29 protein-coding genes are annotated in these 24,084 nt (G+C 66.2%); 5 read left to right on the top strand and 24 right to left on the bottom strand.

Translation table 11 applies throughout. The annotated features are described in order from the left end of the window. Positions 1-3: 3 nt before the first annotated feature. The 7 genes from flgH to flgB are packed head-to-tail and all read right to left on the bottom strand — an operon-like array spanning position 4 to position 4,920. The gene (gene flgH / locus DN824_RS08845) at positions 4-666 is read right to left on the bottom strand and encodes a flagellar basal body L-ring protein FlgH (RefSeq protein WP_138407988.1); all 663 of its coding nucleotides are present in this window, start codon (positions 664-666) and stop codon (positions 4-6) included. An 8-nt stretch (positions 667-674) separates the two neighbouring features. Further along, the gene (flgG, locus tag DN824_RS08840; protein ID WP_138407987.1) at positions 675-1,460 is read right to left on the bottom strand and encodes a flagellar basal-body rod protein FlgG; all 786 of its coding nucleotides are present in this window, start codon (positions 1,458-1,460) and stop codon (positions 675-677) included. Positions 1,461-1,476: 16 nt separating this feature from the next. Beyond that, the gene (locus DN824_RS08835) at positions 1,477-2,205 is read right to left on the bottom strand and encodes a flagellar basal body rod protein FlgF (protein ID WP_138407986.1); all 729 of its coding nucleotides are present in this window, start codon (positions 2,203-2,205) and stop codon (positions 1,477-1,479) included. Between the two features lie 9 nt (positions 2,206-2,214). Beyond that, the gene (flgE, locus tag DN824_RS08830) at positions 2,215-3,402 is read right to left on the bottom strand and encodes a flagellar hook protein FlgE (RefSeq protein WP_138407985.1); all 1,188 of its coding nucleotides are present in this window, start codon (positions 3,400-3,402) and stop codon (positions 2,215-2,217) included. A 43-nt stretch (positions 3,403-3,445) separates the two neighbouring features. Continuing rightward, positions 3,446-4,126, bottom strand: a complete 681-nt coding sequence (locus DN824_RS08825) for a flagellar hook capping FlgD N-terminal domain-containing protein (RefSeq protein ID WP_138407984.1) — start codon at positions 4,124-4,126, stop codon at positions 3,446-3,448. After that, positions 4,126-4,554, bottom strand: coding sequence for a flagellar basal body rod protein FlgC (gene flgC, locus DN824_RS08820; RefSeq protein ID WP_138407983.1), 429 nt, complete (start codon positions 4,552-4,554; stop codon positions 4,126-4,128). Before flgC ends, DN824_RS08825 begins: the two co-directional genes overlap by 1 nt. Positions 4,555-4,557: 3 nt before the next feature. Further along, positions 4,558-4,920 carry a flagellar basal body rod protein FlgB gene (gene flgB / locus DN824_RS08815; protein WP_138407982.1) on the bottom strand — a complete coding sequence of 121 codons (363 nt, stop codon included), beginning with the start codon at positions 4,918-4,920 and terminating at the stop codon, positions 4,558-4,560. 279 nt (positions 4,921-5,199) lie between these two features. Between flgB and flgA the strand changes: the two genes are divergently transcribed. The 5 genes from flgA (at position 5,200) to DN824_RS08790 (ending at position 9,481) form a co-directional block, all read left to right on the top strand. After that, entirely contained in the window at positions 5,200-5,823 is a 624-nt protein-coding gene (gene flgA / locus DN824_RS08810; protein ID WP_282097002.1) for a flagellar basal body P-ring formation chaperone FlgA, read from the top strand. 174 nt (positions 5,824-5,997) lie between these two features. Continuing rightward, a complete protein-coding gene (lafA, locus tag DN824_RS08805) occupies positions 5,998-6,837 on the top strand; it encodes a lateral flagellin LafA (RefSeq protein WP_138407980.1) in 840 nt (279 codons plus the stop codon). A gap of 94 nt (positions 6,838-6,931) precedes the next feature. Next, positions 6,932-7,873, top strand: coding sequence for a lateral flagellin LafA (gene lafA, locus DN824_RS08800; protein ID WP_138407979.1), 942 nt, complete (start codon positions 6,932-6,934; stop codon positions 7,871-7,873). A 394-nt stretch (positions 7,874-8,267) separates the two neighbouring features. Next, entirely contained in the window at positions 8,268-9,005 is a 738-nt protein-coding gene (locus tag DN824_RS08795; RefSeq protein ID WP_241666679.1) for a winged helix-turn-helix domain-containing protein, read from the top strand. Next, positions 9,002-9,481, top strand: coding sequence for a hypothetical protein (locus tag DN824_RS08790; RefSeq protein ID WP_138407977.1), 480 nt, complete (start codon positions 9,002-9,004; stop codon positions 9,479-9,481). The genes DN824_RS08795 and DN824_RS08790 overlap by 4 nt, the downstream gene beginning before the upstream one ends. Before the next feature lie 136 nt (positions 9,482-9,617). On the opposite strand, the gene DN824_RS08785 is transcribed toward DN824_RS08790, so the two are convergent. From DN824_RS08785 to DN824_RS08705, 17 genes are all read right to left on the bottom strand, one after another. Beyond that, positions 9,618-10,520, bottom strand: a complete 903-nt coding sequence (locus DN824_RS08785) for an OmpA family protein (RefSeq protein WP_138407976.1) — start codon at positions 10,518-10,520, stop codon at positions 9,618-9,620. Then, positions 10,517-11,389, bottom strand: coding sequence for a flagellar motor stator protein MotA (gene motA, locus DN824_RS08780; RefSeq protein ID WP_138407975.1), 873 nt, complete (start codon positions 11,387-11,389; stop codon positions 10,517-10,519). The genes DN824_RS08785 and motA overlap by 4 nt, the downstream gene beginning before the upstream one ends. A 70-nt stretch (positions 11,390-11,459) precedes the next feature. Then, complete coding sequence (locus DN824_RS08775) at positions 11,460-12,194, bottom strand: FliA/WhiG family RNA polymerase sigma factor (RefSeq protein ID WP_138407974.1); 735 nt, start codon at positions 12,192-12,194, stop codon at positions 11,460-11,462. 5 nt (positions 12,195-12,199) lie between these two features. Then, the gene (locus DN824_RS08770; protein ID WP_138407973.1) at positions 12,200-12,670 is read right to left on the bottom strand and encodes a flagellar basal body-associated FliL family protein; all 471 of its coding nucleotides are present in this window, start codon (positions 12,668-12,670) and stop codon (positions 12,200-12,202) included. A gap of 37 nt (positions 12,671-12,707) precedes the next feature. Beyond that, positions 12,708-13,820 carry a flagellar hook-length control protein FliK gene (locus DN824_RS08765; RefSeq protein WP_138407972.1) on the bottom strand — a complete coding sequence of 371 codons (1,113 nt, stop codon included), beginning with the start codon at positions 13,818-13,820 and terminating at the stop codon, positions 12,708-12,710. Then, positions 13,817-14,140, bottom strand: coding sequence for a hypothetical protein (locus tag DN824_RS08760; protein ID WP_138407971.1), 324 nt, complete (start codon positions 14,138-14,140; stop codon positions 13,817-13,819). Before DN824_RS08760 ends, DN824_RS08765 begins: the two co-directional genes overlap by 4 nt. Beyond that, on the bottom strand, positions 14,124-14,522 hold the full coding sequence (gene fliS / locus DN824_RS08755; protein WP_138407970.1) for a flagellar export chaperone FliS: 399 nt from the start codon (positions 14,520-14,522) through the stop codon (positions 14,124-14,126). Before fliS ends, DN824_RS08760 begins: the two co-directional genes overlap by 17 nt. Further along, a complete protein-coding gene (gene fliD / locus DN824_RS08750; protein ID WP_138407969.1) occupies positions 14,522-15,844 on the bottom strand; it encodes a flagellar filament capping protein FliD in 1,323 nt (440 codons plus the stop codon). Before fliD ends, fliS begins: the two co-directional genes overlap by 1 nt. A 240-nt stretch (positions 15,845-16,084) precedes the next feature. Beyond that, a complete protein-coding gene (gene flgN / locus DN824_RS08745; RefSeq protein WP_174236485.1) occupies positions 16,085-16,525 on the bottom strand; it encodes a flagellar protein FlgN in 441 nt (146 codons plus the stop codon). Next, the gene (gene flgM, locus DN824_RS08740) at positions 16,522-16,809 is read right to left on the bottom strand and encodes a flagellar biosynthesis anti-sigma factor FlgM (protein WP_138407968.1); all 288 of its coding nucleotides are present in this window, start codon (positions 16,807-16,809) and stop codon (positions 16,522-16,524) included. Before flgM ends, flgN begins: the two co-directional genes overlap by 4 nt. 93 nt (positions 16,810-16,902) lie before the next feature. After that, entirely contained in the window at positions 16,903-17,328 is a 426-nt protein-coding gene (locus tag DN824_RS08735) for a flagellar FliJ family protein (RefSeq protein WP_138407967.1), read from the bottom strand. After that, complete coding sequence (gene fliI / locus DN824_RS08730) at positions 17,325-18,656, bottom strand: flagellar protein export ATPase FliI (RefSeq protein WP_138407966.1); 1,332 nt, start codon at positions 18,654-18,656, stop codon at positions 17,325-17,327. The genes DN824_RS08735 and fliI overlap by 4 nt, the downstream gene beginning before the upstream one ends. Position 18,657: 1 nt before the next feature. Next, positions 18,658-19,359: a flagellar assembly protein FliH gene (fliH, locus tag DN824_RS08725; protein WP_138407965.1), complete on the bottom strand. Its 702-nt coding sequence runs from the start codon at positions 19,357-19,359 to the stop codon at positions 18,658-18,660. Positions 19,360-19,366: 7 nt separating this feature from the next. Continuing rightward, positions 19,367-20,434, bottom strand: a complete 1,068-nt coding sequence (locus DN824_RS08720; protein WP_138407964.1) for a FliG C-terminal domain-containing protein — start codon at positions 20,432-20,434, stop codon at positions 19,367-19,369. Continuing rightward, positions 20,406-22,085 (bottom strand): flagellar basal-body MS-ring/collar protein FliF, encoded by a 1,680-nt coding sequence (gene fliF, locus DN824_RS08715; protein ID WP_138407963.1) that lies wholly within the window; start codon positions 22,083-22,085, stop codon positions 20,406-20,408. The genes DN824_RS08720 and fliF overlap by 29 nt, the downstream gene beginning before the upstream one ends. Before the next feature lie 20 nt (positions 22,086-22,105). Beyond that, the gene (gene fliE, locus DN824_RS08710) at positions 22,106-22,438 is read right to left on the bottom strand and encodes a flagellar hook-basal body complex protein FliE (RefSeq protein WP_138407962.1); all 333 of its coding nucleotides are present in this window, start codon (positions 22,436-22,438) and stop codon (positions 22,106-22,108) included. A 14-nt stretch (positions 22,439-22,452) separates the two neighbouring features. Then, the gene (locus DN824_RS08705; protein WP_414718408.1) at positions 22,453-23,865 is read right to left on the bottom strand and encodes a sigma-54 dependent transcriptional regulator; all 1,413 of its coding nucleotides are present in this window, start codon (positions 23,863-23,865) and stop codon (positions 22,453-22,455) included. Between the last annotated feature and the right edge of the window lie 219 nt (positions 23,866-24,084).

The raw sequence follows: 24,084 nt of genomic DNA, 5'->3' as shown, positions 1-24,084 counted from the left end.
CCATCAGATCGGGAACAGGGGTGAGCTGAAGAAGCGCGTCAGCCAGCCGGCCGAGTTGCTGTCGTTGAGCACGCCGCGCCCGGCGTAGGAGATGCGGGCGTTGGCCACGTTCTGCGAGGACACCTGGTTGCTGCGGTTGATGTCATCGATCCGCACCAGGCCCGTGAGGCGGATGAATTCATCACCCTGGTTCAGGCGCAGGGCCTTTTCGCCCTTGACTACCAGCACGCCGCTGGTCAGCACCTGGTGCACGGTGACGGCGATGGAGCCGCGCAGGGTGTTCTGCTGCGAACTCTTGGCGGCGCCGTTGAAGTCGCGCTCGCCGCCCACCGAGGTCTCGATGTCCGGGTACTCGCGGCCCAGCACCTTGGGTACCGGCACGCCGATGCTGGAGGACTTGCCGAAGCTGGTCCCGGCGCTCTTGCTCGACTGGGTCGACTCGTCGAGCACGATGGTCAGGATGTCACCCACCCGCACCGCGCGGCGGTCGTGGGTCAGGGCGCTGGCATAGCCCTGGCGGAACAGCCCGCCGGCGACGGTGGGCGGCGGCGTGTAGTCCAGCTCCGGCGGCTGGTAGAGCGCAGAATCGTCCTCGGGGATGATCTCGTGGAAGCTGGCGCAACCGGCGAGCGTCGCCAACAGGCCGAACAGGAGTGCCTTGCGCATGATCGGGCTCAGACGGTCTGGTTGAGGAATTGCTGCATGCCGCTGGCGGCGTCCAGCACCTTGGCGTTGGCTTCGTAGGCGCGCTGGATGGCGATCATCGCCACCATCGCCTCGACCACCTGGACGTTGGAGCCTTCGAGCACGCCCTGCTTGAGCTGACCGAGGCCCTCTTCGCCCGGCACGCCCTCGACCGGCTCGCCGCTGGCCACGGTCTCGCGGTAAAGGTTGCCGCCCAGGGCTTCGAGGCCGGCCGGGTTGACGAAGTTGACCAGGGTGATCTGCCCCAGCTCCGACGGCAGCGTGTCGCCGGCCAGCACCGCGGTGACGATGCCGTCGCTGCCGACGGTGAAGCCGCTGCTGCCTTCGGGCACTTCGATGGCCGGTGCCAGGGGCAGGCCCTGCGCGTTGACCATCATCCCCTCGGCGTTGAGCTGGAACTGCCCGTTCTCGGTGTAGTAGAGGTCGCCGTTGGGCGCCTCGACCTGGAAGAAGCCACGCCCGACGATCGCCAGGTCCATCGGCTGGCCGGTGGTCTGGATGCTGCCTTCGGTGAAGACCTTCTGGGTCCCGGCGACGCGCACGCCGCTACCGAGCTGAATGCCCGACGGCACGGTGTTGACCACGTCGGCCTGGGCACCAGGCTGCTTTTCGATGGTGTAGAACAGGTCTTCGAAGACCGCCCGGTCGCTCTTGAAGCCGTTGGTGTTGACGTTCGCCAGGTTGTTGGCGACGGTCGACATGGCCTTGTCCTGCGCCGCGAGGCCGGTCTTGCTGACCCAAAGTGCCGAATTCATAGTCGTGTCTCTCCGATCAGCTGCCGCGAATCATTCGGTTGCCCGCGTCGGAGAGGTCCTCGGCGGCTTTCATCATCTTTACCTGGGTTTCGAACAGGCGGTTCAGGCTCATGGTCGAGGCCAGCTCGTCGATCGCCGACACGTTGCTGCCCTCGAGAAAGCCGCTGACCAGCCGACCGTCCTCGAACACTGGCGCCGGCTCGCCGTTGCGGGTCACCAGCAGGCCCGCCTCGTTCTTCATCAGGGCTTCGGCCGGCACGTCCACCAGCCGGATGCGGTCGACCTCGGCCATCAGGTAATCCCCCGGGGCCATGATCGAGACCAGGCCGTCGTTGCCGATCTCCATGCGGTCGTGCTCGGGCAGCACGATCGGGCCGCCCTCGCCGAGCACCGCCCGGCCGTTGAGGGTCAGACGACCCTCGGCGTCGAGCTGCAGGCTGCCGTGGCGGGTGTAGGCCTCGCCGTCACCATCCTGCAGGGCGATCAGGCCCGGGCCCTTGACCGCGAAATCGAGTTCGCGGCCGGTGCTCATCAGCGGCCCTGGCGCGAGGTTCACGCCGTTGTTCTGCACCAGCGCCATGTGCCGGCTGTCGTAGCCATAGCCCTCGACCTTCACCGCCTGGGCGCGCTCCATGTCGGCGCGAAAGCCCGGGGTGTTGACGTTGGCCAAGTTGTTGGAGCGCACCTGCAGCGACATCATCGTGCGGCTGGCGGCGGTCATCGCGGTGTATCCCAGACGGTCCATCGGTCAGCCTCAGATCGCGTTGAACAGCACCTGGGTCAGTTCCTTGTTCGTGGAAATGACCTGGGTGTTGGCTTGGTAGTTACGCTGGCCTTCCATCAGGCCCACCAGCTGCTGGGTGAGGTCGACGTTGGAGCTTTCCAGGGCACCGGCCACCAGGCTGCCGAACTGGCCGACGCCCGGCGCCCCGATCAGGGCGTTGCCGGAGGCGGCGGTTTCGGTCCAGGCGGTACCGCTGATGTTCTTGAGCCCCTCGGCATTGACGAAGCTGGCCAGGACCACCTGACCCTGCAGCAGGCGCTGGCCGTTGCTGTAGCTGGCGTAGATCCTGCCGTCGCTTTCCACCGTCATGCCGGTCTGCTCGCCCGCCGAATAGCCGGTCGGACGGTTGGTGCTGACCATGAATTCGGAGCCGTACTGGCTGCTGCCGCTGTAGTCGAGCGCGATGTTCAGGGGATCGACGCCCGGCAGCGTTGCCGTGAGGTTGACCGCCCCGACCGGCGCGGTGAGCTGCCCGGCGGTGCTGAAGGTCAGCGCATCGGGACCGCCGATAGCGGCGCCGTCGAGGTAGTAGTGGGCATCCCAGGTGTTGTCGCCGGTCTTGGCGAAGTACTGGGTCAGGGTGTGCTCGCGCCCGAGGGAGTCGTACACCTTGGTGGTGTAGGTGGAGTTGTAGCTGGTGGCGTCCTGGGGATCGAACACGGCGGTCGCCGGCACGTCCTGGTTGGCGTTGAGGTTGGCGACGAAGGCGATCGAGTCGGTGGCCTTGGCGGGCAGGCTGCCGGCCTGCAGGCTCAGGTCGCCCACGGTACCGGTCTGCAGGTTGCCGGCGGCGTCGGTGGGATAGCCCTGCAGGCGCTGGCCCTGACTGTTGACGATGTTGTTGGCCGTGTCGGTGCCGAAGATACCGGCGCGGGTGTAGGCGATGTCGCCGTTGCTGGCACGGGTGACGAAGAATCCGCCGCCGGAAATCGCCAGGTCGAGCGTGCGGTTGGTGGTGGTCAGCGCACCGCCCTGGCTGATGCTCTGGGTGCTGCCGAGCACCTCGACACCCATCGCCTGGCTGTCGGCATAGAGGCTGCCGAAGTCGGTACGCGAGGATTTGAAGCCGACGGTGGCCGAGTTGGCGATGTTGTTGCCGATGGTGTTGAGTTGTTCGTTGACGGCCGAAAGACCGGTCAGGGCGATATTGAAGCTCATGGCAAGGGTCTCGATCTGCTAAGGGGATGTCCGCTGCGAGCGGCTAAAGGAGTGCGCCGTCGTTGCGGCCGAATTCGAGGATCTTGTAGAACGGCACCGACCCGGCGCCCTTCACGTCCAGCACGGGGCCTTCGGCGCTGACGCGGACGTGGCCGACCAGGCCGGCGACTTCGATCGGCGGAAACTCACCGGTGTCGGTCTTGATCTCGACGGCGTAGCGCCCCGGCGCCAGTCCGAGCGCACGCGGATCGACCTCGAACGCGACGCTCCCCGCGCCCTGCGGGCCGAGCGTGATGTCCGTCTTCAGGCCATTGGCATCGGTCAGCTGCAATACCGTGCTACCCGAGGCATGGCCCAGCTGGAACTGGCCGCTGACCGGCTGATCGGACAGCTCCAGCGCGTCGACCGACACGGTGACCTGCTGGCCCACCAGGCCGGCGGCGGTCAGGGTCTGCAGGTTGTCCAGCAGCACCAGGTTGCTCTGCGACAGGCTGGCCATGTTCTCCATGCTCTTGACCTGGGACATGGCCGAGAACTGGTTGAGGAACTCGGTGCTGTCCACCGGGTTGGTCGGGTCCTGGTACTTGATCTGGGCGACCATCAGGCTGATGAACTGATTCTCCATCTGGGTGGCGTCGCTGACGTTGACCGCCTGCCGGGGCAGGCCGGTCGAGCCGTTGTTCGTCAGCGCGTTGGCGCCCAGGTCATTGCTCACGGCGCTCATCAGGACTCTCCCAGCCGCAGCAGGCCCTGCTGCATGCTCTTGACGCGGTTGAGCACCTCGACGCTGGTCTCGAAGCTGCGCGTGGCCGACATCATGTCGGTCATTTCCTCGATCTCGTTGACGTCGGGGTAGTAGACGTAGCCGTCACGGTCGGCCAGCGGGTTGCCGGGCTCGTAACGACGCTGCGGGTCGCGCCCGGACGTCACCACGTCCAGCACCTGGACATGGGCGCCGCCGAGCCCGACGCTGCGGGTCAGGGAGCCGTTCTGGTAGACGGCGGCGAACATCGGCTTGCGCGCCTGATAGACGTCTTCGGCACTGGTGGCCGCCGAGTCGGCGTTGGCCAGGTTGCTGGCAACGGTGTTCAGGCGAACGGTCTGGGCGTTCATCGCGGAACCCGCGATGCGGTAGATCGAGTCGAATGACATCTATCAGCGTCCTTCAATGGCCTGCTTGAGCCCACGAAACTTCATGGTCAGAAAGGTCAGGCTGGTCTGGAAATCCATCGAGTTGCGCGAGAACTGCGCCTGCTCGACCGACAGTTCGACGGTGTTGCCGTCCTGCGAAGCCTGGGTCGGCACGCGGTACAACGGACGCGGATCGCCCCCGGCGATGGCCAGCCGCGGGGCATGGTCTTCCAGCCGCCGCATCTCCTGGGTGAAGTCGATATCGCGTGCCTGGAAGCCCGGGGTGTCCTCGTTGGCGAGGTTCGCGGCGAGGATCTCGCTGCGCTGCATGCGCAGCCCCAGCGCGCGCGCATGGACGTTCAAGGTGTCGTCGATCCGTATACTCATTGGCCTTACCCTGGAAATGCCGAGTGGTCAGAAATAGCGTTCGCCGCTCTTCGCAAGGCTATTTGCAGGAACCATGCCTAGATGAAGAACATGGATAAGCCTTTGATTTTAAATAATAAAATCCAGCCCAATCGACCTCGTTCGGGCGCCCCGCTTCCGCTTGGCGGCCGCCGGAGCCGGACAAGGGGAAAAGCCGTTTCCGCTGCAGCGCTGCTGCTCGCCCTGGGCATCTGCGAAGCATCGGCCGCCACGAGCGCTGCCGAGCAGATCAACCAGGCCGTGGAGAACCACCTGCGTCAGGCGCTGGAACTCGAGGCGAAGCGCCAGGGCTGGCAAGGACTGCGGGTGAGCCATGCCACCGAACTGCCGCCACGGGTCGCCGGCTTGTCGCCATGCAGCCGGGCGCTGCAGGTGAGACCTACCGGGCCGGCCGCCTCGCCCCTGGATCGCCAGCGGCTACAGGTTTCATGCCCCGGAACCGGTGGCTGGTCGCTGTCGCTCAGCAGCCAGGCCAATGCGCTGCTGCCGGCGGTCCACGCCCAGGGGCTCATCGAGCGCGGCCAGACCATCGGCGCAGGCGACGTGAAGCTGGAGCCGCTGAACATCGCCAGGGCCAACCGCGGCTTCTACAACCGGCTCGAAGACGTGGTCGGGATGGACGCCAAGCGCCGGATACGCCCCAACCAGCTGCTGACCCCGGTCCTGCTGGCCGAGACCCTGGCCGTTCGACGCGGCCAGCCGGTGAAGATCATCGCCAGCCAGGACGGCATCGAAGCCTCGGCCAGTGGCGAGGCGCTGGCCGACGGCCGCCCCGGTGACGTGATCCGGGTGCGCAACCTGCGCAGCCAGAACGTGATCGACGCCAAGGTCGTGGAAGACGGAGTGGTCAGCAGCACCTTCTAGGGCGGCGGGTGCGCGGGTGCGCGTCAGCCCGGCGGTGGGCAAGGCATCGGGCCGCGGGGGCCTGCAAAAAAATTTGGCGCCAACCTTTAAGGCATCGCCCAAAGGTGTCGCCTTGTTCCTTCAGCAGGCAGTCGAAGCCAGCTCCCAAACGCCCACTCGCACGAAGGAATCAACATGGCCCTGTCCATCCATACCAACTACTCCGCGCTGACCACCAACACCAGCCTGAACAAGTTCAACAGCGCCCTGGCCACCAACCAGCAGCGCCTGGGTACCGGCCTGCGCATCAACTCGGCCGCCGACGACGCCGCCGGTCTGCAGATCGCCACCCGCCTGAACGCCCAGAGCCGCGGCATGGGCGTTGCCATGCGCAACGTCGGCGACTCCGTTTCCATGCTGCAGACCGCCGAAGGCGCCTTCAGCGAAATGACCGACATCATGCAGCGCATGAAGGATCTGGCCACCCAGGCCGCCAACGACACCAACAGCGCCGATGACCGCACCGCGCTGCAGGCCGAATACGACGAGTTGGGCAAGGAACTGACCAACATCATCGACAACACCAAGTATGCCGGCGAAGCCCTGTTCGGCGCCGGCGGCAAGTTCACCGCCGGGATCAACTTCCAGATCGGTTCCAGCAGCGCCGAGACCATGGAGCTGGACGCCAGCGACAAGCTGACCGAAGTCACTGACGCCATCACCACCGTCAAGGCCGAGGCCCTGGACGACGCCACCAACGCCGGCACCGCCATGGACGAGCTGGAAACCGCGCTCAATGCGGTCGGGGCGATGCGTGCCACCCTGGGTGCCAACATCAACCGCCTGAACCACACCAACAACAACCTGGCCAACATGAAGGACAACACCGACATGGCCAAGGGCCGCATCATGGACGCCGACTTCGCCGTCGAAAGCGCCAACATGAGCAAGAACTCCATGCTCATGCAGTCCGGCATCTCCATGCTCAAGCAAGCTGGCCAGATGCCCAGCATGGTCATGTCCCTCCTGGGCTGATGACACGAAGGCGCCCGGCGACGGGCGCCATTGACGCCCCGAACGCGACCGCTTACGGGGCGACGATCGCCAACCGCTCATAAGGATCCAAGACATGGCATTGTCCATCCATACCAACTATTCCGCGCTGACCACCAACACCAGCCTGAACAAGTTCAACAGCGCCCTGGCCACCAACCAGCAGCGTCTGGGCACCGGCCTGCGCATCAACTCGGCCGCCGACGACGCCGCCGGCCTGCAGATCGCCACCCGCCTGAACGCCCAGAGCCGCGGCATGGGCGTCGCCATGCGCAACGTCGGCGATTCGGTATCCATGCTGCAGACCGCCGAAGGCGCCTTCAGCGAGATGACCGACATCGTCCAGCGCATGAAGGACCTGGCCACTCAGGGCGCCAACGGCACCAACGGCGTAGACGACCTCAAGTCGATCCAGGCCGAGTACGACGAGCTGGGCAAGGAACTGCTGAACATCTTCAAGAACACCAAGTACGCCGGTGAGGGCCTGTTCAGCGACGGCGACGGCGTCGACGGCGCCAGCGGCAAGTTCGGCGAAGCCGAGGGCGTGAACTTCCAGATCGGTTCGAGCTCGAGCGAGACCATGGAGGTCAACGTCTCCACCGCGCTCGGCACCCTGGCCACCAACCTGGGCGCGGCGTCGGCGATCTTCACCGACAACGGCGATGACCCAACCACCGTCGGCACCGAAATCGCCACCATCACTGCCGGTACCGCCCCCGCGCCCGACACCGCGGTGAACAATGCCAACGGCACCATCACCAAGCTGGAAACCCTGCTCAACTCGTTGGGCGAGGTGCGCGCTCAGTTTGGTGCCAACATCAACCGCCTGAATCACACCAACAACAACCTGGCCAACATGAAGGACAACACCGACATGGCCAAGGGTCGCATCATGGACGCCGACTTCGCCGTCGAAAGCGCCAACATGAGCAAGAACTCCATGCTCATGCAGTCCGGCATCTCCATGCTCAAGCAAGCCGGCCAGATGCCCAGCATGGTCATGTCCCTGCTCGGCTAAGCCGCGTCACACGGGCCGCCCAAGCGGCCTCGCTGTACCCGAACGCCCCGCTTGTCGGGGCGTTTTCATGTCCGATGACAGTGACGACCATTCGTCGCCCCCGCCTCAGCAATCGGTACCGTCTGCCGATAGCGTTCCGCGCCCGAACGACCTCGCCGGCCCTAGCGCAATCCGCGACATCAATCGAGCAGAAAACGACCAGCGGTAAAAAACAAGGCTTGTATCATCAAAATACTGACGCCAATATATCGCCAGACCGTCCGGTCATACCCAGTCCTTTTTGCAGTTTCGGGCTTCCATGACTACAGACAACGCTCCCCCGGCTTCGGGCGTCGCTCGCTGCCTGTCCCTTAAAACGGGACTTCCCGGTCAGACCGTACGGTTCTTTCCTGCGTTGTATCGCCTGGAGTTCGGCGATGGCGCCGTGCAGGGCGTCGATCTCGGCTTCTCCGGCAGTCGTGTCCTGGAGCGCCTGCTGGCCAGTTGCGGCGAAGTGGTCTCGCGAGACGAATTGCTGGCCTACGCCTGGCAGAGCCGGGTGGTCAGCCAGGGCAGCCTGAACCAGCAGATCTACACGCTGCGCCAGTGCCTGTCCGATGACGCCAACCGCATCATCCAGACCCTGCCCCGGCGTGGCTATCTGTTCAATCCGCAGTTTCTCGAGGTGGAACCGGCACCCGAACCCGCAGCCGCGGCCATCGCAGCCGAAGCCCGGACAGCGCCGGCAGAACCGCCCCGAACGGAAACCGTCGCACCGCAGCGCCGGCGGACGAGGCGCTGGCTCACCGGTGTCGCCGCGGCGATGCTGGTCGCGGCCGGCATGCTGGGCTACGGCCGCCTGCCGCCCCCGGTAGCGGGGAGCGTCACCCACAGCCTGGACCTCGGTCCGCTGCACGTACTTTATGTGGAAAGCACCGACCGGCTGCTGCAGGCGCTGGTCGCCGACACCCGCAGCCTGGTACAGGACATCGCACAGCTCACCGACAAACCGGCTCGACTGATCGTCAACATGTCGCCTGGCTTTTACGAAATTCGTTGCCTGCAACCTGACGGCAGCATCAATTGGTTAAAAGTGCACAAGAGCCGGCTGAATTCAGTCGCCGATGAGCAACTTCAAGGGTGCCTGAAATGAACCTCCACAGCGAAACCGGCGCGGTAGGCAAACTTCTGCTATTGGTGATGGTGCCCGCGGCGCTGCTGTTCTGGGCGTTCGTGGCGACGGCAAGTTATGTCGCCCCGTCGAGCCTGGACGGCCGCTACACCTCGACCGGACAGGTGATCACCGGCAATGGCGAAGTGCTCAACGTCAGCCACAGCGTGGTGCTCAGCAACGGCCGCTTCTACTCGATGACCCGCAAGGCGCCCGCCGTCCTGGAAGCCTCCGGAAGGGTCGAGACCGATCTGCGCGGGCGCATCAGGCTGCATGTCGAATCCGGGGAGATCTCGGGCCTGTCCGACGAGACGGCGCTGGATGACGAATTGCTGTTCAACCTGCTCTACGGACGCCACAAAGGCGCCCAGATCACCTTCGAGCGTGTCGGGGCCTGCTTCTACGGCGTTGAAACCCAGCAGGTCTATTGCGCCGACAACCGCGCCGACCTGCTCTGACCGTCGCGGTACGGCCCAAGCCGCCCCGTTCGACGCGCCTTCGCGCCGCGGCGCGCCTGGACCCAGGCGTATCGGACGCACCCAGACCACCCGGCTTTCCTCTTCTGCGCCGAGGCCTTCCCAGGCCCCGTGACGGTTATGGCTGGCTCGCGCCGCGGTAGCGGGCACCGCTCTCGGTGAAGCGCACCTGCTCGTACGCTTCGCCGAACAGCTCGCGATACAGCGTCTCGGCCGCATCGGTGAGCAACAGGATCTCGACCCGGCGGTTGGCGCCGTTCTCGGGGTCCTCCGGGCGCAGCGGCATGACGTCGGCCTGGGCCGAGACCTGCAGCACCGAACGCTCCGGCAGACCAGCCGCCACCAGCACGTTGCGCGCACGCAGCGCCCGGTCGCCGGAGAGGTTCCAGTTGTCGTAACCCGACGCCAGGCGGTACGGCGTGGCATCGGTATGGCCGCTGATGATCAGCTTGTTCTCGACCTTGGCCAGCACCCCGGAGAGCACCGCGAGGAGCTGGCTGAAATGCGGGTTGAGCGTCGCGCTGCCGCGCTGGAACATGAAACGCTGCTGGTCGTCCTTGATCAGGATGCGCAGGCCCTGGGGCACCACGTTGACCTCAATGTTGGCCAGCGCATCTACCTCTTCGGCCACCTCGCGCATCAGATCGGCCAGCGACTGCATCTCGGCGGCCGAGCTGTAGCGCCTGCTCCCTGACTGATCGCTTTCGGCCTGACCGTCATCCGCCCGCGCCTGGGGCGCCGGCAACGGCACCCCGTCCAGATCCAGCGGGGTGTTGCTGTTGCCATCGAAGATACCCGCGCCGCCGTCGACGATCGGGTTGGTGTCCATCTGCCCGAACGAGGGGTTGGACTGGTCGATCTGCGGCTGGATGATCCAGAGCACCATGAACAGCGCCATCATCGCCAGCGTGAAATCCGCGAAGGCCACCTTCCAGGCACCGCCGTGCTCGTCGCCGTGGCCCTTCTTGCCACGGCGCTTGACGATGGTGACTTCGTGATCCTTGCCGGCCCGGCCCTTCATGCGGCGTCCCTTTCTTCCTCGTACTGGTTGACCCAGACCTCGAGCTGCTTGAAGGCGGGTTTGACGTCCTGCTCGATCAGCTTGCGCCCGGCGTCGACCGCCAGCAGCGTGGGCTTGCCGGCCACGTGCGCCACCAGGGTGGTACGCACGCATTCGAGCGCCGAGAGTTCGGTCTTGATGCGCTGGCTCATGGCATTGGAGAGCGGGTCCATCAGGCAGTAGCAGAAGAAGATGCCGAGGAAGGTACCCACCAGCGCCGCCGCGACGTGCGCGCCGATCTCGGCGACCGAGCCGCCGATGCTGCCCATGGTGATGATGATGCCCATGATCGCCGCCAGGATGCCGAAGCCCGGCATCGCCTCGCCGATCTTGTGCAGCGAGCGCGCCGGCTGCAGCAGGGCGTGCTCCATGGCCTCGAGCTCCTGCTCGAGGAAGCCTTCGAGCTCATGGGCGCTGATCTTGCCCATCGCCATCAGCCGGAAGTTGTCGGCGATGAACGCCATCAGGTTCTTTTCCTTGAGGATCAGCGGATAGCGGGCGAACAGCTCGCTGCTTTCCGGCTCCTCGATGTGCGAATCGAGCACCTTGAGGCCGCCCACGTCGACCATTTCCAGCAGCTCGTACAGCAGCATCAGCAACTGGCGCTGGAACTCCTCGCCGCGGCGCTGGTAAGCGAACACGCCCTTGATCTGATGCAGCATCTCGATCAGCACTTCCTTGGGATTGCCGACCACCAGGCTGCCGAACGCGGCCCCCAGGATGATCACCACCTCCGCGGGCTGCCAGAGCACGCGCATATCGCCGTTGGCCATGGCGTAGCCGCCCAGGACGCAGGCGACGATGATCAGGGCTCCTATGAATTTCTGCATGACGATGACTACTTCCGTTGGTGGCAGACTGTTGAACGCCGCGGCGGACGCCGCGCCTGGGTATCGGCCGCTACTGGCGGTCCGTGAGAAAACGGCAGGCCTTGGCGATGGCCTGCTTGCTGAGCTGGCAGACCCGCGCATCGCTCACTTCGAGCACCAGCGCGATTTCCTTCAGGCTCAGCTCATGTTGGTAATAAAGCGTCAGCACCAGCCGCTCGCGCTCGTCCAGGCGGCTCAGCGCCTGGGTCAGCAGACGCTCCTTGACGAAGCGCTCCTCGAGGCCGTCCCCGCCCTCGGCAAAGCCCTCCTGGCCGCTCTGCAGCAACTCGTCCAGGCTCTCGATGGCCTCGGAGGAATCAGCCCAGAGAAACTCCTGGTACTGCGCCTCGGTAAGGCCGGCATGGCTGCGGATTTCCTCGTCGGTCGGCTGGCGACCGAGTTGCCGCACCAGGCCTCGAATGGCATCACGGACCTTGTGCACCTGCTGGCGGACCTGGCGCGGCCGCCAGTCCTGGCGGCGCAGCTCATCCAGGATCGCGCCACGGATGCGCAGCGCCGCGAACGACCCGAACTGCTCGTCCGGAACGCCATAGCGACGCAATCCTTCGAGCAGCCCCATCAGGCCGATCTGCTCCATGTCTTCCCGATCAAGGACCTGGTTGGCCTGCAGCGACAGTTGCCGGACGATGCGCTTGACCAGCGGCAGGTACTGCATCAGCCAACGCTGCTCGGCCCCGGGCGCGAACAGCGAATGTCCGGCGGGCTCGGCCTCGTAGCCATAGTCGAGAGCATGGTTCGCGATCATGGTGGTTACTGCACGATCAGCTTGCTGACCAGCACCTGCTTGAAGGGCACCGCGGCCTTCTTGCTGGCGAAGTCGGCGAACAGCGCCTGCTCCAGGCGCGTCTGCAACTCGGTGATCTGCAGGCCGCGCAGTTCCTCGAAGGACAGCGTCGAGAGGTAGGACACCACCGAGTTGCGCACCAGGGGCTCGGCCTGCGCGAAGTTCTTCGGCTCGTCGCCGGACTCGGCCTGCAGCATCAGGTCGAGGACGAAATAGCGCTCGCGCCCGTCCCCGCGCAGGCTGACGATGATCTTCTCCACCGGATGGAAGGCGTAGTCGACGATGGTCGCCTCCGGGGCGATCTCGGCTTGGCCAGACAGGGGCTCGCCCGCCGCGTTCAGGCCCGGCTTGAGCAGCCAGTAGGCCACGCCCACGCCACCCGCCACGATCAGCACGTTGAGCACGACCATCAGAATCAAAAGGCGAGGCGCCGTCATATCACACCCATATTCGAGAAATCACTGTTGAGCCCGGTCATACGGTGACCAGGACATCGCTGTCGCTACCGCGCGCATTGTCGGCCGCAGGCGCCGTGGCGAAGTTGCCCATGATCTGAGGCTCGTCGGCCGGCAGGTGCGGCTGGCGGCCCTGTCCCTGGCCACGCCCGGACTGGCCGTCGGCGCCGACCTGGACGTTGACCTGGGTGAAGTTCTGCCCCACCAGCTCGTGGCGCAGACGGTCGCTGGTCTGCTGCAGCAGCCGCGCCACGTCGCCGTTGGTGGCGGAGATCTGCACCGTCAGGCGGCCGGACTCATGGCTGAGGAAGATCTCCATGCTGCCGAGTTCCGGCGGATCGAGGCGGATGGTCGCGTTCTGTACACGCTGCTGCAGCTGCATCTCGACGTTGTCGCGCAGCGCCTGGAGCATCTGCTCGCCCCACTTGGCGTGCGGCGCCTCCAACCGGAGCAGCCGCTCATTGCCCTGCGGCTGGGCCAGCAGCTGGCGCTCCCCGCCTGGCAGGGCCGTGTCGGCGAGCCCGGTATCGCCGGTCGCCAGCAGAGCGTCCAGCTGAGCGCCGAGCGCCTGTTCGGACCGTCCGACACCGGCCATGGGCGTGGCCGTCAGGTCGAGCGGACGCTGGACCAGTTTCGCGGCCGCGGCCGGCCCGCTCCAGCGATCGAGCAGGACGGCCGGCATCGCCAGCAGGACCTCGTCGGTCACGGCGGCTTCCGGCTGCGGCTGCGCAGCGACGTCCTGCGACAGCACCTGCTGCTCGGACAGCGCTTCGGCGCCGTCGCCAGCGATCCGGCCGCCCTCGCGCGCCTCAACCACGGCCAGGCTCTGCTCGAGCATGCCCTGCAGCCACTGCTCGGCGGTGAGTTCCGGCTGCTCGGCGGACTCCGGCTGTCCGGGTCGCCCTTGCGGCAGGTCCGGCTGCGGCTGCGCGAGGCGCTCCTCCTGCGCGGCGAGCACCTGGCCGGCGGCCGCCGCGCTCGTCATCTGCTCGGCGAAACGCCCCTGGAGGCGGCCAACCGCGCGCTCCGACAGCTCTGCCGAACGCTGGGCGAAACCCGCCGGGCGCGCCACCTGGGGCTGCCCTTCGACCGCGGCGCCGGCCTGCTGCGGCAGGCTGACCGGGCGCATCATGGCTGGTCCCCTACCGCGTAGAGACCGATGCGCTGGTAGGCCGCGCGCCCTTCGGCGTGCTCGACGCAGTTCTCCAGCAGCTGGCGCAGGCGCTCGCACTCCTCGGCGCAACGCTTGAGCGCCCGGGCATGCGACTGCTGGAGCTCGGCGCGGGCGCGCATCAGCTCGTCGCTCGGATGCAGGCGCTCGCCCAGAGCCTTCAGGCACTGCGCGATCGCCTGGTCGGCTTCGCTGATCAGGCTCCAGTCATCGAGCTGCATCGCCTGCTCGAGCTGTTGACCCAGCTCCTTCAGGCGGCGGATGTCATTTGCGTGCGGCACTGACGCCCTCCCAGCCTTCGCGCAGGATGCCGAGCAGGCGCACGACTTCGTCCAGCCCCTCCAGCGAAAGGGTGACGCTGACATCGGAGAGCCGGTAGATGCAGTAGTCGTACAGACGCGCCAGCTCCTGCACCACCTCGCCGCCGCCCTCGTAGTCGAGCGCGCCGTTGAGGCCATTGAGGATGTTCATGCACTTTTCCAGCGAAGCGCCCTTCTGCTGGAAGCGCTTGTGCTCGATGTGCCCGCGGGCACGCGCCAGCTCGTCGAGCAGGCCGTCGAACAGGACCAGCACCAGCTCGTAGGGCGACGCCGCGGCCGCGCGGGCCTCGAGGTCCACGGAGCGGTAGCTGTCGTAGCTGTCATTGAACGAATAGGGATTCATCAGAACATTCCAAAGGTCTGCTCCATGGCCTGCATCGTCTGCATCATGGAGGTGTACTGCTTGAGGTAGCGGGCATAGAAGCTGTTGTACTGCTCCTGCAGCTTGTCGAACTGTTCGTCGATCCGCCGCAGGTTCATGTCCAGGGTGTCCATGCGATTCTTCAGCACCCCGTTGGCGCTGCTGGTGTAGACCGACAGGTTCTTGTCGATGGAATCGAGCAGGTTGCCCTTGCCGGTGAAGAGCTTTTCGAAGCCCTCCGGATCATTGGCCACCGCCGCGTCGAAGCGGGCGGCATCGATGGTCAGCTTGCCGTTGCGGTCGGCGCTGATGCCGAAGCTGATCAGGTTGACGCCACCGAAGTCGGTACGCAGCAGCTGGTTCAGGCGGTTTTCGATGGCGCGAATGCTCGAATCGCCGGCCAGCGGGCCGCGGGCGGTGGTGTCGTTGCCGCTGGCGGTGAGGCTGTCCAGGCTGGTCATCAAGGTGTTGAAGGCATTGACGAAGCTCTGCGCCTTCTCCTTGGTCGCGCTCTTGTCCTGGCCGATTTCCAGGCTCAGCGGCTGCTCGCCGGCGGCGTGGGTCTTGGTGAAGGTCAGGCTGACGCCGTCGATGACGCTGTCGAAGGTGTTGCTGGCGTTGGTCAGCAGCATGCCGCTTTCGCCGCCCAGACGCACTCGCGCGTCCTGGGCACGGGTCAGCTCCTGGCGCGCGTCGATCGCGGCGCTCAGCGCGGCGGTGGTGCCGCTGGTCTGCAGGCTGATGGCGTTGTCCGCCCCGCTCTTCTCGCTCGAGAGCACCAGCGAAACCTCGCCGTTGCTGCGCACCAGGGTCGCCTTGGTGCCGGTGTTGCCGGCGTGCTGGTTGATCGCGGCGGCCAGTTCTTCCAGGGAAGTGCTGCCGTTGCCGTCGCTGTCGACCGTGGACAGGTCGATGTCGAAACTGCTGCCGCCCTGGCCGATGGTGAGGGTGCCCTGGGTGCCGATGTCGGCGGCGCTCAGCCCGCCGATCGCGACCTGATGGGCGCTGGCCAGCTGCTCGACGAAGAAGTTGTAGGAGCCGGGGACGGCCTTGGTTCCGACGGTTGCGCTGGCATAGCCGTCCTGGCTGAAAGTCGCGCTGTTGACCAGCATGGTCGAGGTGGTGCTCTTGAGTCCCTTGACCACCGAATTGAAGGTGCTCAGCGAGGTACGCAGCGTCGACAGGGCCGTGCGCTGGGCCTTGTAGTTGGCTTCGTTGCGGTTGAGCCGGTTCAGCGAGGATTGCACCTCGTAATCGGCCAGCTGCTTCGACATCTGCTGAATGTAATCGGAATCTATTGCCATGACGGCCCCCTCTTCCCAAGCGAAAAAGCAAGATGAGTGCCAACGATCCAAAGCCACGAATCACGCGGCTTTGCGCAGGCCTCGCGCAGAAAATCTACTTCCGCCTCGCAAGACGACGACGCAACGGGGAAAAGCCGTTTCCGCCCAGGGTGCAAAGCTGAAGCTGTCCTGATAACAGGCGACCCGGGCGGACGATTACTTAAGGCGGGGTGGCCGAGGGGCCAGGAGGATGGAGCGGGATCAGTAGCCTTGCGGGCCGTACAGGCGCGCGTCGGCCTGGGCGTCGAGCAGCTGGCTGAGGATGTCGTTATGCATCGCCAGCAACGCCCCGTTGCGATCGTTGAGTCCCTTGCACTGTTCGGCCAGATTGCCCAGCTGCTGCCAGACGTTCTGCAGATCGCGGGACTGGGACGCGGGCAGCTGGGCGAGCAGCGCCAGCATGTCCTCGCCGCGCTGGCCCAGCCCGAAGGCGGCGAGCACCTTGCTGCGGCGCTGGGCGCGCAGGCGCAACAGGTCGACCAGGGCGACGATCTGTGGATTGAGCACGTCGATCTGCGCGCTGTCGCGCTCGAGCAGGCACCCGTAGAGCTCCTGCATCAGGCCGCGAAGGCTCAGGTAGTCGCCGCAGTCCTGACGCAGGTCCGCCTCGATCACGCCAAGCAGTTTTTCACGCTGGCTCACGCATCGCTTCCGCTGTGATAGGTCATCACGCTGCTGGCGAGCGCGGCCGGGTCGGTGGAGATTTCGCCGCGCTGCAGCGCCTGCTTGATCGCCGCGACCTTGTCCAGATCGACGTCGGGCATGGCGCGCAGCGCAGCCTGGAGCTGCTCGAGCGGCAGGTCCTGTGCCGTGACGGCCGGGCGCTGCGAGGCGCTCGACGCGGCGTTCGCTTCGACGGCGCGGGATTTGCCGGAGGCTTCGACCGGAGTCGCCAGGACGGGCTTGAAGTGCCTGCTGATTTCCATGAGAGGTTCCAGAAATGTTTCGGTTACAGCCAAACAGGCGACCGCGAGGACGGATAACTTAAATCAATTTTTCGCCGCGCCTCGCGCCGGCCGTCAGAACGCCTGTCCACGCCACCACGCCTGGGCGGCAAGGCCATCCTGGATCTTCTGCTCCTGCTGGGCCAGCAGCAGCTGCCACTGGTCCATCTTGGTCTCGATCAGCTGGGCCACGACCTTTTCGCTGCGCATCGCCTGCAGGAGTTCGCGCTGGATCCGCTCCAGCGCCTGCTCGGCCACTTCCAGTTCGCGCCGCTGCAACTCGACCATCTTGTACAGGGTGGCCTTGTAGCGCTGCTGGTTGTCGCGCTGCAGCGGCGTGCTCATGGGCACGCTGAAGCCGCACAGGCGGCTCAGGCCGGTGATGTTGTTGCGGTAGCGCTGGCAGAGGTTCTGCTGGTACTGGACCCGGCCGAGCATCTGCCGAACCTTGTTGCCGCGCAGGCTGGCCAGCCGCGAAAGGGTGTCGATCTGCTCCTTCATGACTTGCCGAGCACTCCCTGCAGGGTGGCCAGGCTGGTCTGCAGCTCCGCGGCCTCGCCCACTTCCTGGCGCAGGAAGCGCTCGATCCGCGGCGCGAGCTGCACCGCCCGGTCGGTCTTGACGTCCATGCCCGGCGTGTAGCCGCCGAGCGGGATCAGCTCCCTGATCTTCTCGAAGGTGCCGTACAGCTCCTTGAGCTGCCTGGCCGCGCCCAGCTGCGCCGGCGGGCTGACCTGGCTCATGCAGCGGCTGACCGAGGCGCTGATGTCGATGGCCGGGTAGTGGCCGATTTCGGCCAGACGCCGCGAGAGCACTATGTGCCCGTCGAGAATCGCCCGTGCGCAGTCGACGATCGGGTCCTGCTGGTCGTCGCCCTCGGCCAGCACCGTGTAGAGCGCGCTGAGGCTGCCGGATTCGTTGGCGCCATTGCCGGCGCTTTCCACCAGCTCCGGCAGCATGCCGAACACCGACGGCGGATAGCCCTTGGTCGCCGGCGGCTCGCCGAGCGCCAGGGCGATTTCGCGCTGGGCCATGGCGTAGCGGGTCAGCGAATCGACCAGCAGCAGGACGTCCTGGCCCTGGTCGCGGTAGTAGGCGGCGATGCTGTGGCAGAGTTCGGTCGCCTTGAGCCGCATCAGCGGCGATTCGTTGGCGGGCGCGACCACCACCACGGCTTTCTTCAGACCTTCCTCGCCGAGCGAGTGCAGGATGAACTCCTGCACCTCGCGGCCGCGCTCGCCGATCAGCCCGACCACCACCACGTCGGCCTTGGTCTGCCGGGTGATCATCCCCAGCAGCACGCTCTTGCCCACGCCGCTGCCGGCGAACAGGCCGACGCGCTGGCCCTTGCCCAGGGTCAGCAGCGCATTGATCGCCCGCACGCCGACATCCAGCGGCTCGCTGACCGGCCGGCGCCGGAGCGGATTGACCGACGGCAGTTCGGCCGGCAACGGGTCGCGGCCGGACAGCTTGCCCAGCCCGTCCAGCGGCTCGCCCAGGCCGTTGACCACTCGCCCCAGCCAGGTCTCGTCGATGTGCAGCGAGGCTTCGTCCGGCGCCGGGAAGACGCGCGAGCCGGAGGTCAGGCCCACCGGCTTCTTGAACGGCATCAGGTAGGTGATTTCGCGGTTGAAGCCCACCACCTGGGCTTCGAGCATGCTGCCGTCGCCCTGTTCGACGTAGCAGCGCTGGCCGGTCATGCGCTGGCAGCCGAGCGATTCGAGCAGCATGCCGGAGACGCGCACCAGCCGGCCGCTGACCTTGGCCAGCTGCACGCCGTCGAGCGAGCGCAGCGCCTCGTCGAGCTTGAAGGCTTCGCGCAGCGACATCTCAGGCGGACGTCCGGATGTGTTCGCCCAGGGTTTCCATGCAGGCATCGAGGCGCTGCTGGCACCCGATATCGGCCTCGGCCTCGGCGGTGATCACCCGGCACTCGCCCAGCGCCAGGCGCTCATCCGGCACCAGCCGCCAGGCCGCGGCGCGCTCCGGCGCCAGCTCCCGGATCCGGGCGCACTCCTCGGGGTTGAGCAGGATACGCACGTCCTCCTGATCGCCCGGCATCGCCGCCAGGGCCTCCTCGGCCAGGGACAGCAACTGCGTCGGATGCAGCGTCAGCTCGCAGCGAATCACCTGGCGGGCGACCTTCTGCACCAGCTCCAGCAACTCGTCGCGACGGGCCTGCTGGTACTCGCCCTGGAACTGCTCGAAGCGTTCGATCAGACGGTCCAGCGGACGCGCGGCCTCGTCGAAGGCCTGTCGCCCCTGCAGCCGGCCCTCTTCACGGCCCAGGGACTTGCCATCCTCGATGCCGCGCTCGAAGCCTTCGGCATGGCCAGCGGCGCGGCCCTGTTCGAGCCCCTCGCCGTAGCCCTTCTCGATCCCTTCCTGGAAGCCTTCGGAGGGCGCTCGCTGCAGCGCCGCCGGATCGCCTTCCAGCGCCTCGGCCAGGCCCGGCCCGGCAACCTTGAAGCGCGGCGGAAAGCGGAACGGGCGCCAGTTCTTGCCGGCCCCCTTGATCACCTTGATGCTCATGCTCGGCTCACTCGACGGTCTGTTCGCGGAACAGCTGCACCTGCAGCTCGCCGTTGGCGGTCATTTCCCGCACCACACCCATGATGTCCTTGCGGACCTGCTCGACCCGCGACAGCGGTACCGGGCCCTGGCGGCGGTTGATCGACTCCATCTGCTGCGCCTGGCGCTTGGGCAGCGCCGCCTGGATCGCCTTGACCAGCGCGGGCTCGGCGCCCTTGAGCGCGACCACCCACTCTTCCAGCGGGATCACTTCCAGCAGCGTCTGCAGGACATCGGGGTTCTGCCGCGAAAGGATGAAGAAGTCGTACATCTCGTCCTCGATCTTCTCCACCAACTCCTCGTTGTGCGCGCGCAGCAGTTCGAACATCTGGTCGCGGTTGCCCTTGAAGCGATTCATGATGTCGGCCGCCTGCTTGACGCCGCGCACCTGGGAACCCTGGGTCGAGAGCACCTTGAGGCTGCGGTCGATCAGCTGCTCGAGCTCGGCGATCACGTCGCTGTTGACCTCCGAGAGGTTGGCGATGCGATAGAGCAACTCGTCCTGGCGCTCGGCCGGCATGCATTCGAGCACGTCGGTGGCCATGCCCGGCGGCAGGAAGGCGAGGAACACGGCCTGCATCTGGGCGTGTTCCTTGGCGATCAGGGCGGCGAACTGCTTGGGATCGAGCCATTCCATCTTGGCCATCTTGGCGCGGATTTCCTCGCCGTAGATGCTGTCGAGCAGGCTGCGGGTGATCTCCCCGCCCAGCGCCTTGCCGAGCATCCCGGCCAGGTAGCTGCGCGAGGCGCCCTTGATGCTGCTCTGCTCCTTGTAGTCCTCGAAGAAGCGGCTGATGACGTCGGAAACCATCGGCTGCTTGACGTTGGACAGCCGCGCCATCGCCTGGCTGATGCTGATGATTTCCTCGCGCGAGAAGTTGCGCAGAATGCCGGCGGAAATGTCGTCGCCCATGCTCAGCATCAGGATCGCCGCCTGGTCGAGGGAGCTGACCGAGCGGATCTGGCTGGGGCGCGGCTTGATTTCCTTCGCCGAGGCCTTGCCTTCGCTAGCCGGCTGGGTTGAGGTCTCTTTCATTGCGCCCTATCCAATGCTTGATGACTTCCGAAACGCGCTCGGGGTCGTTCTTGGCGAGCATCTGGAGATGCTCGATCTGCAGTTCCAGACCCGATCCCGGCGCCGGCAGGCGGATTTCCGAGAGCGGGTTGAGCTCGCCGAAGATCGGCGAACCATCGGCATCCGTGCGGCCCGGCAGCGCCGGCAGGCGCTCGCTTTCGAGTGCCGCGACACCGCCCGCGGCGAGGGCGCCCGGTGCGGCGAGATCGGCGTTCGGCTGCCCGGCCTGGGGATCGGCGGCCTGGGTCAGCTTGCGCACTGCCGGGCGGACCACGATCAGCAGCAGGAGCAGGGCGATCAGGCCGAACAGCGCGAGCTTGGCGAGCGAATGGATCTGCGGGTTCTCCCACCAGGGCGTTTCCTCGATCGAGGCCTCGGTGGTGGCGAACGGGAACACGCTGACGGTCAGCAGGTCGCCACGCGCCTGGTTGAAACCCACCGCGCTGCGCACCATGGCTTCCATCTCGGCGCGCGCTTCGGCGGTCCAGCCGCCTTCCGGCGCGCTGGCCGCGTTGAGCACCACCGCCACGCTCTGCTGGCGCAGGGAAAAGCCCGGGTGCTTCACATGGGTAACGCTCTGGTCGTAGTCGAGCTGGCGGGTGGACTCTTCGCGCAGCGAGGTCGCCGCCTTGTTTTCCGTGTTCGCCGGCGGGGTTTCGCCTTCCTTGGGCGGGGCTACCGGGCGGTTGGCCAGGGAACCGGGGACCCCGAGGGCGAGCTGGTCCAGCGCGCTTTCGTTGCGCAGCACCTCGTTGCGCAGGCGTGGCGTTTCGCCAAAGGCCTGGAAGGTTTCTTCCTTCTGGCTGAAGTCGATGTCCGCGGCGACGCTGATGCGGTAGTTGCCGCTGCCCAGTACCGGCGCCAGCACCTGCTCGATGTTGGCCACGGCCTTGTTCTGGTAGTCGTCGACCACCTGCCAGTTCTGCGAGGGACCGCCGCCGGCGTTGACGCCGCGCGAGAGCAGCGTGCCGTACTGGTCGACCACGCTGACGTCTTCGGCCTTGAGCTGGGGCACGCTATTGGCCACCAGGTTGATGATCGCCCCGACCTGCTCGGGCTGGAGCTTGTAGCCCGGGTCGAGCTGCAGCACCACCGAGGCCTTGGTCGGCCCGCGACGGCTGACCACGAAGGAGCTGTTCTCCTCCTGGGCCAGGTGGACCCGTGCGCGGTCGATGCCCTTGAGCGACATCACCGTGCGCGCCAGCTCCCCCTCCAGGCTGCGCTTGAGGCGCACGTCCTGGACGAACTGGCTGGTGCCCAGCGGCTCTTCCTTGTCGAACAGCTCATAGCCGGCCGGCAGGCTGACCTTCACGCCCTTGGCCGACAGCAGCATCCGCGCGCGCGCCAGCTGGTCGTCGCGCACCAGGATCTGCCCGCTCTGCGGGTGAATGCGATAGGGCACCGATTCGCCGTCGAGCACCTGCATCACTTCGGCGGCGGGAAAGGACTCGCCCGTGCCGTACAGCGGGCGGAACGAATCGCCGTCGCGCCACAGGTAGTAGACCACCGCCAGCGCCAGTGCAGCCGCGGCGGCAGCCATCCCGACCAGTGCCAGGCGCGGATCGAGTTTGAAGCCCTCTGCCGACAGCTTGCTCTTGATTGTCTCCAGCACGGTTCAGTACCCACGCCCGATCACAGCGGCATCCTCATCACGTCGTCGAACGCCGTGGTCAGCTTGTTGCGTACCTGCAGCAGCGCGGAGAACGAGACGCTGGCCTTCTGGCTGTCGATCATCGCCCCGACCAGGTCGTCGCTCCTGCCGCTGTCCACCGCCGCCATGGCCGCGCTGGCCTTGTGCTGGTCGGCGTCCACGGCACGCATCGCCGCCGCGAACAGGTTGCCCATACCGGCGCCCTGCCCGGGCGCGAACGGGTTGGCGGGCTTGATCGCCTCGCCCTCGGCGGCGCTGGCCAGCGCCTGCATCCGTCCCAGCATCTGTTGCTGCACCTGCATGATTGAGCTCATCGCTTGCGGATTCCCTAGAAGTTCAGCTGGATGCCCTGCTCGCGCATGGCATTGAGTCGATAGCGCAAGGCGCGCGGGGTCATGCCCAGGCTTTGCGCCGCCTTGGCCTTGTGGCCGTCGAAGCGGCGGATGGTGTCGATCACGTGCTGGTACTCGGCCCACTTGCCGCTGGCACGCAGTGCCGCCTTGCCGGTCTCGCCGGGCGCCGCCACCGGCGGCTCGTCATCGCGGGCCGCAGCCGCGAGGGCCGGGGCCTGGAGGCCGAGGTCGCGCGGCTGGATGAACAGCCCGTTGCGCAGCACCAGGGCGCGCTGCACGGTGTTCTCCAGTTCGCGGGCATTGCCCGGCCAGTCGTGTTGCAGCAGGGCGCGGCAGGCGTCCTCGGTGAGTAGCTCGAGATCGGCATCCAGCGGGGCGTATTTGCGGATGAAGCTTCGCGCCAGCGGCAGCACGTCTTCCTTGCGTTCGCGCAGCGGGCTGATGTGCAGCGGCAGCACGTCCAGGCGGAACATCAGGTCGGCACGGAAGCGCCCTTCGGCCACTTCCTGCTGCAGGTCGCGGTTGGTCGCGGCGATCACCCGCACGTCCAGGTCCATCTCGCGCCGCCCGCCGAGCCGCTCGATGCGCTGTTCCTGCAGCACGCGCAGCAGCTTGGCCTGAAGCCCCAGCGGCAGCTCTCCGATCTCGTCGAGAAGCAGGGTGCCGCCATTGGCCAGTTCGAACTTGCCCGGCTGGGCGCTGACGGCGCCGGTGAAGGCGCCGCGCTCGTGGCCGAAGAGGATGGATTCGAGCATCTGCTCGGGGATGGCGGCACAGTTCACGGCGACGAATGGCGCCTCGTCACCGGCGGAAAAGCGGTGGATGTAGCGCGCCATCAGTTCCTTGCCGGTACCCGTCTCGCCGGTGATCAGGATCGGTGCCCGGGTCAGGGCCACGCGCTGGGCCATCGACAACAGGCGACGCCCGGCCTGGGAGCAGGAGACGAAACTCTCCTCGGCCGCTTCGGCGTGCTGCTGACGACGCAGCAAGGCGTCGAGCTGGGTTTCGCTGAACGGCGACAACAGGTAATCGACGCAACCGAGTTCAAGGAGCGCGGCGGCTTTTTCCTGGTCGGCGTATTCGACGATGGGAATGACGTTGATATGTCGGGCCGAACTGACCAGCGCACCGACACGGCCATAAAGAGTGTCCTGGGGCAGACTGCCGATGAGCACGAATACCGTGCCGGTCGATTGCAGCGAGTGCTGCTCCAGTTCGTCGAAACTTGCATATACGGCCACTTCGCGCCGACGAATATTCAGGGCCTGGAGCAGAACGGCGGTCGTGGCGTGATCGCGGCTGCCGACAATTGCGATCTTCTTCTGCGCGAGCGTGCACCCGGGCAGTCGGTCACCGGAATAATCAATGGCTTGGCTGGCGCTTTTCACTCTGACCACCTTGTCCGCTGCTGCTCACCGTTCGGTGAACGCTGCGCCGACGCTGCAAAAAAAATTTTAAATCTCTGGGAACTTTCGTCGCCCTGCCTGTCCAACTGTCGGCAACTTTCCGATGCCGCTTCAGCCGACATCGAGCGATTGCGCGCACGCTAACAAGCGTCGCGCGTGCCGAGCCAATCAGATGTGCTCAAAGCAGATCAAAGACCAAGC

Origin of the sequence: Stutzerimonas nosocomialis (assembly GCF_005876855.1) — a bacterium.
Lineage (GTDB): Bacteria > Pseudomonadota > Gammaproteobacteria > Pseudomonadales > Pseudomonadaceae > Stutzerimonas > Stutzerimonas nosocomialis.
This window is presented reverse-complemented; position numbering and strand designations above follow the sequence as displayed.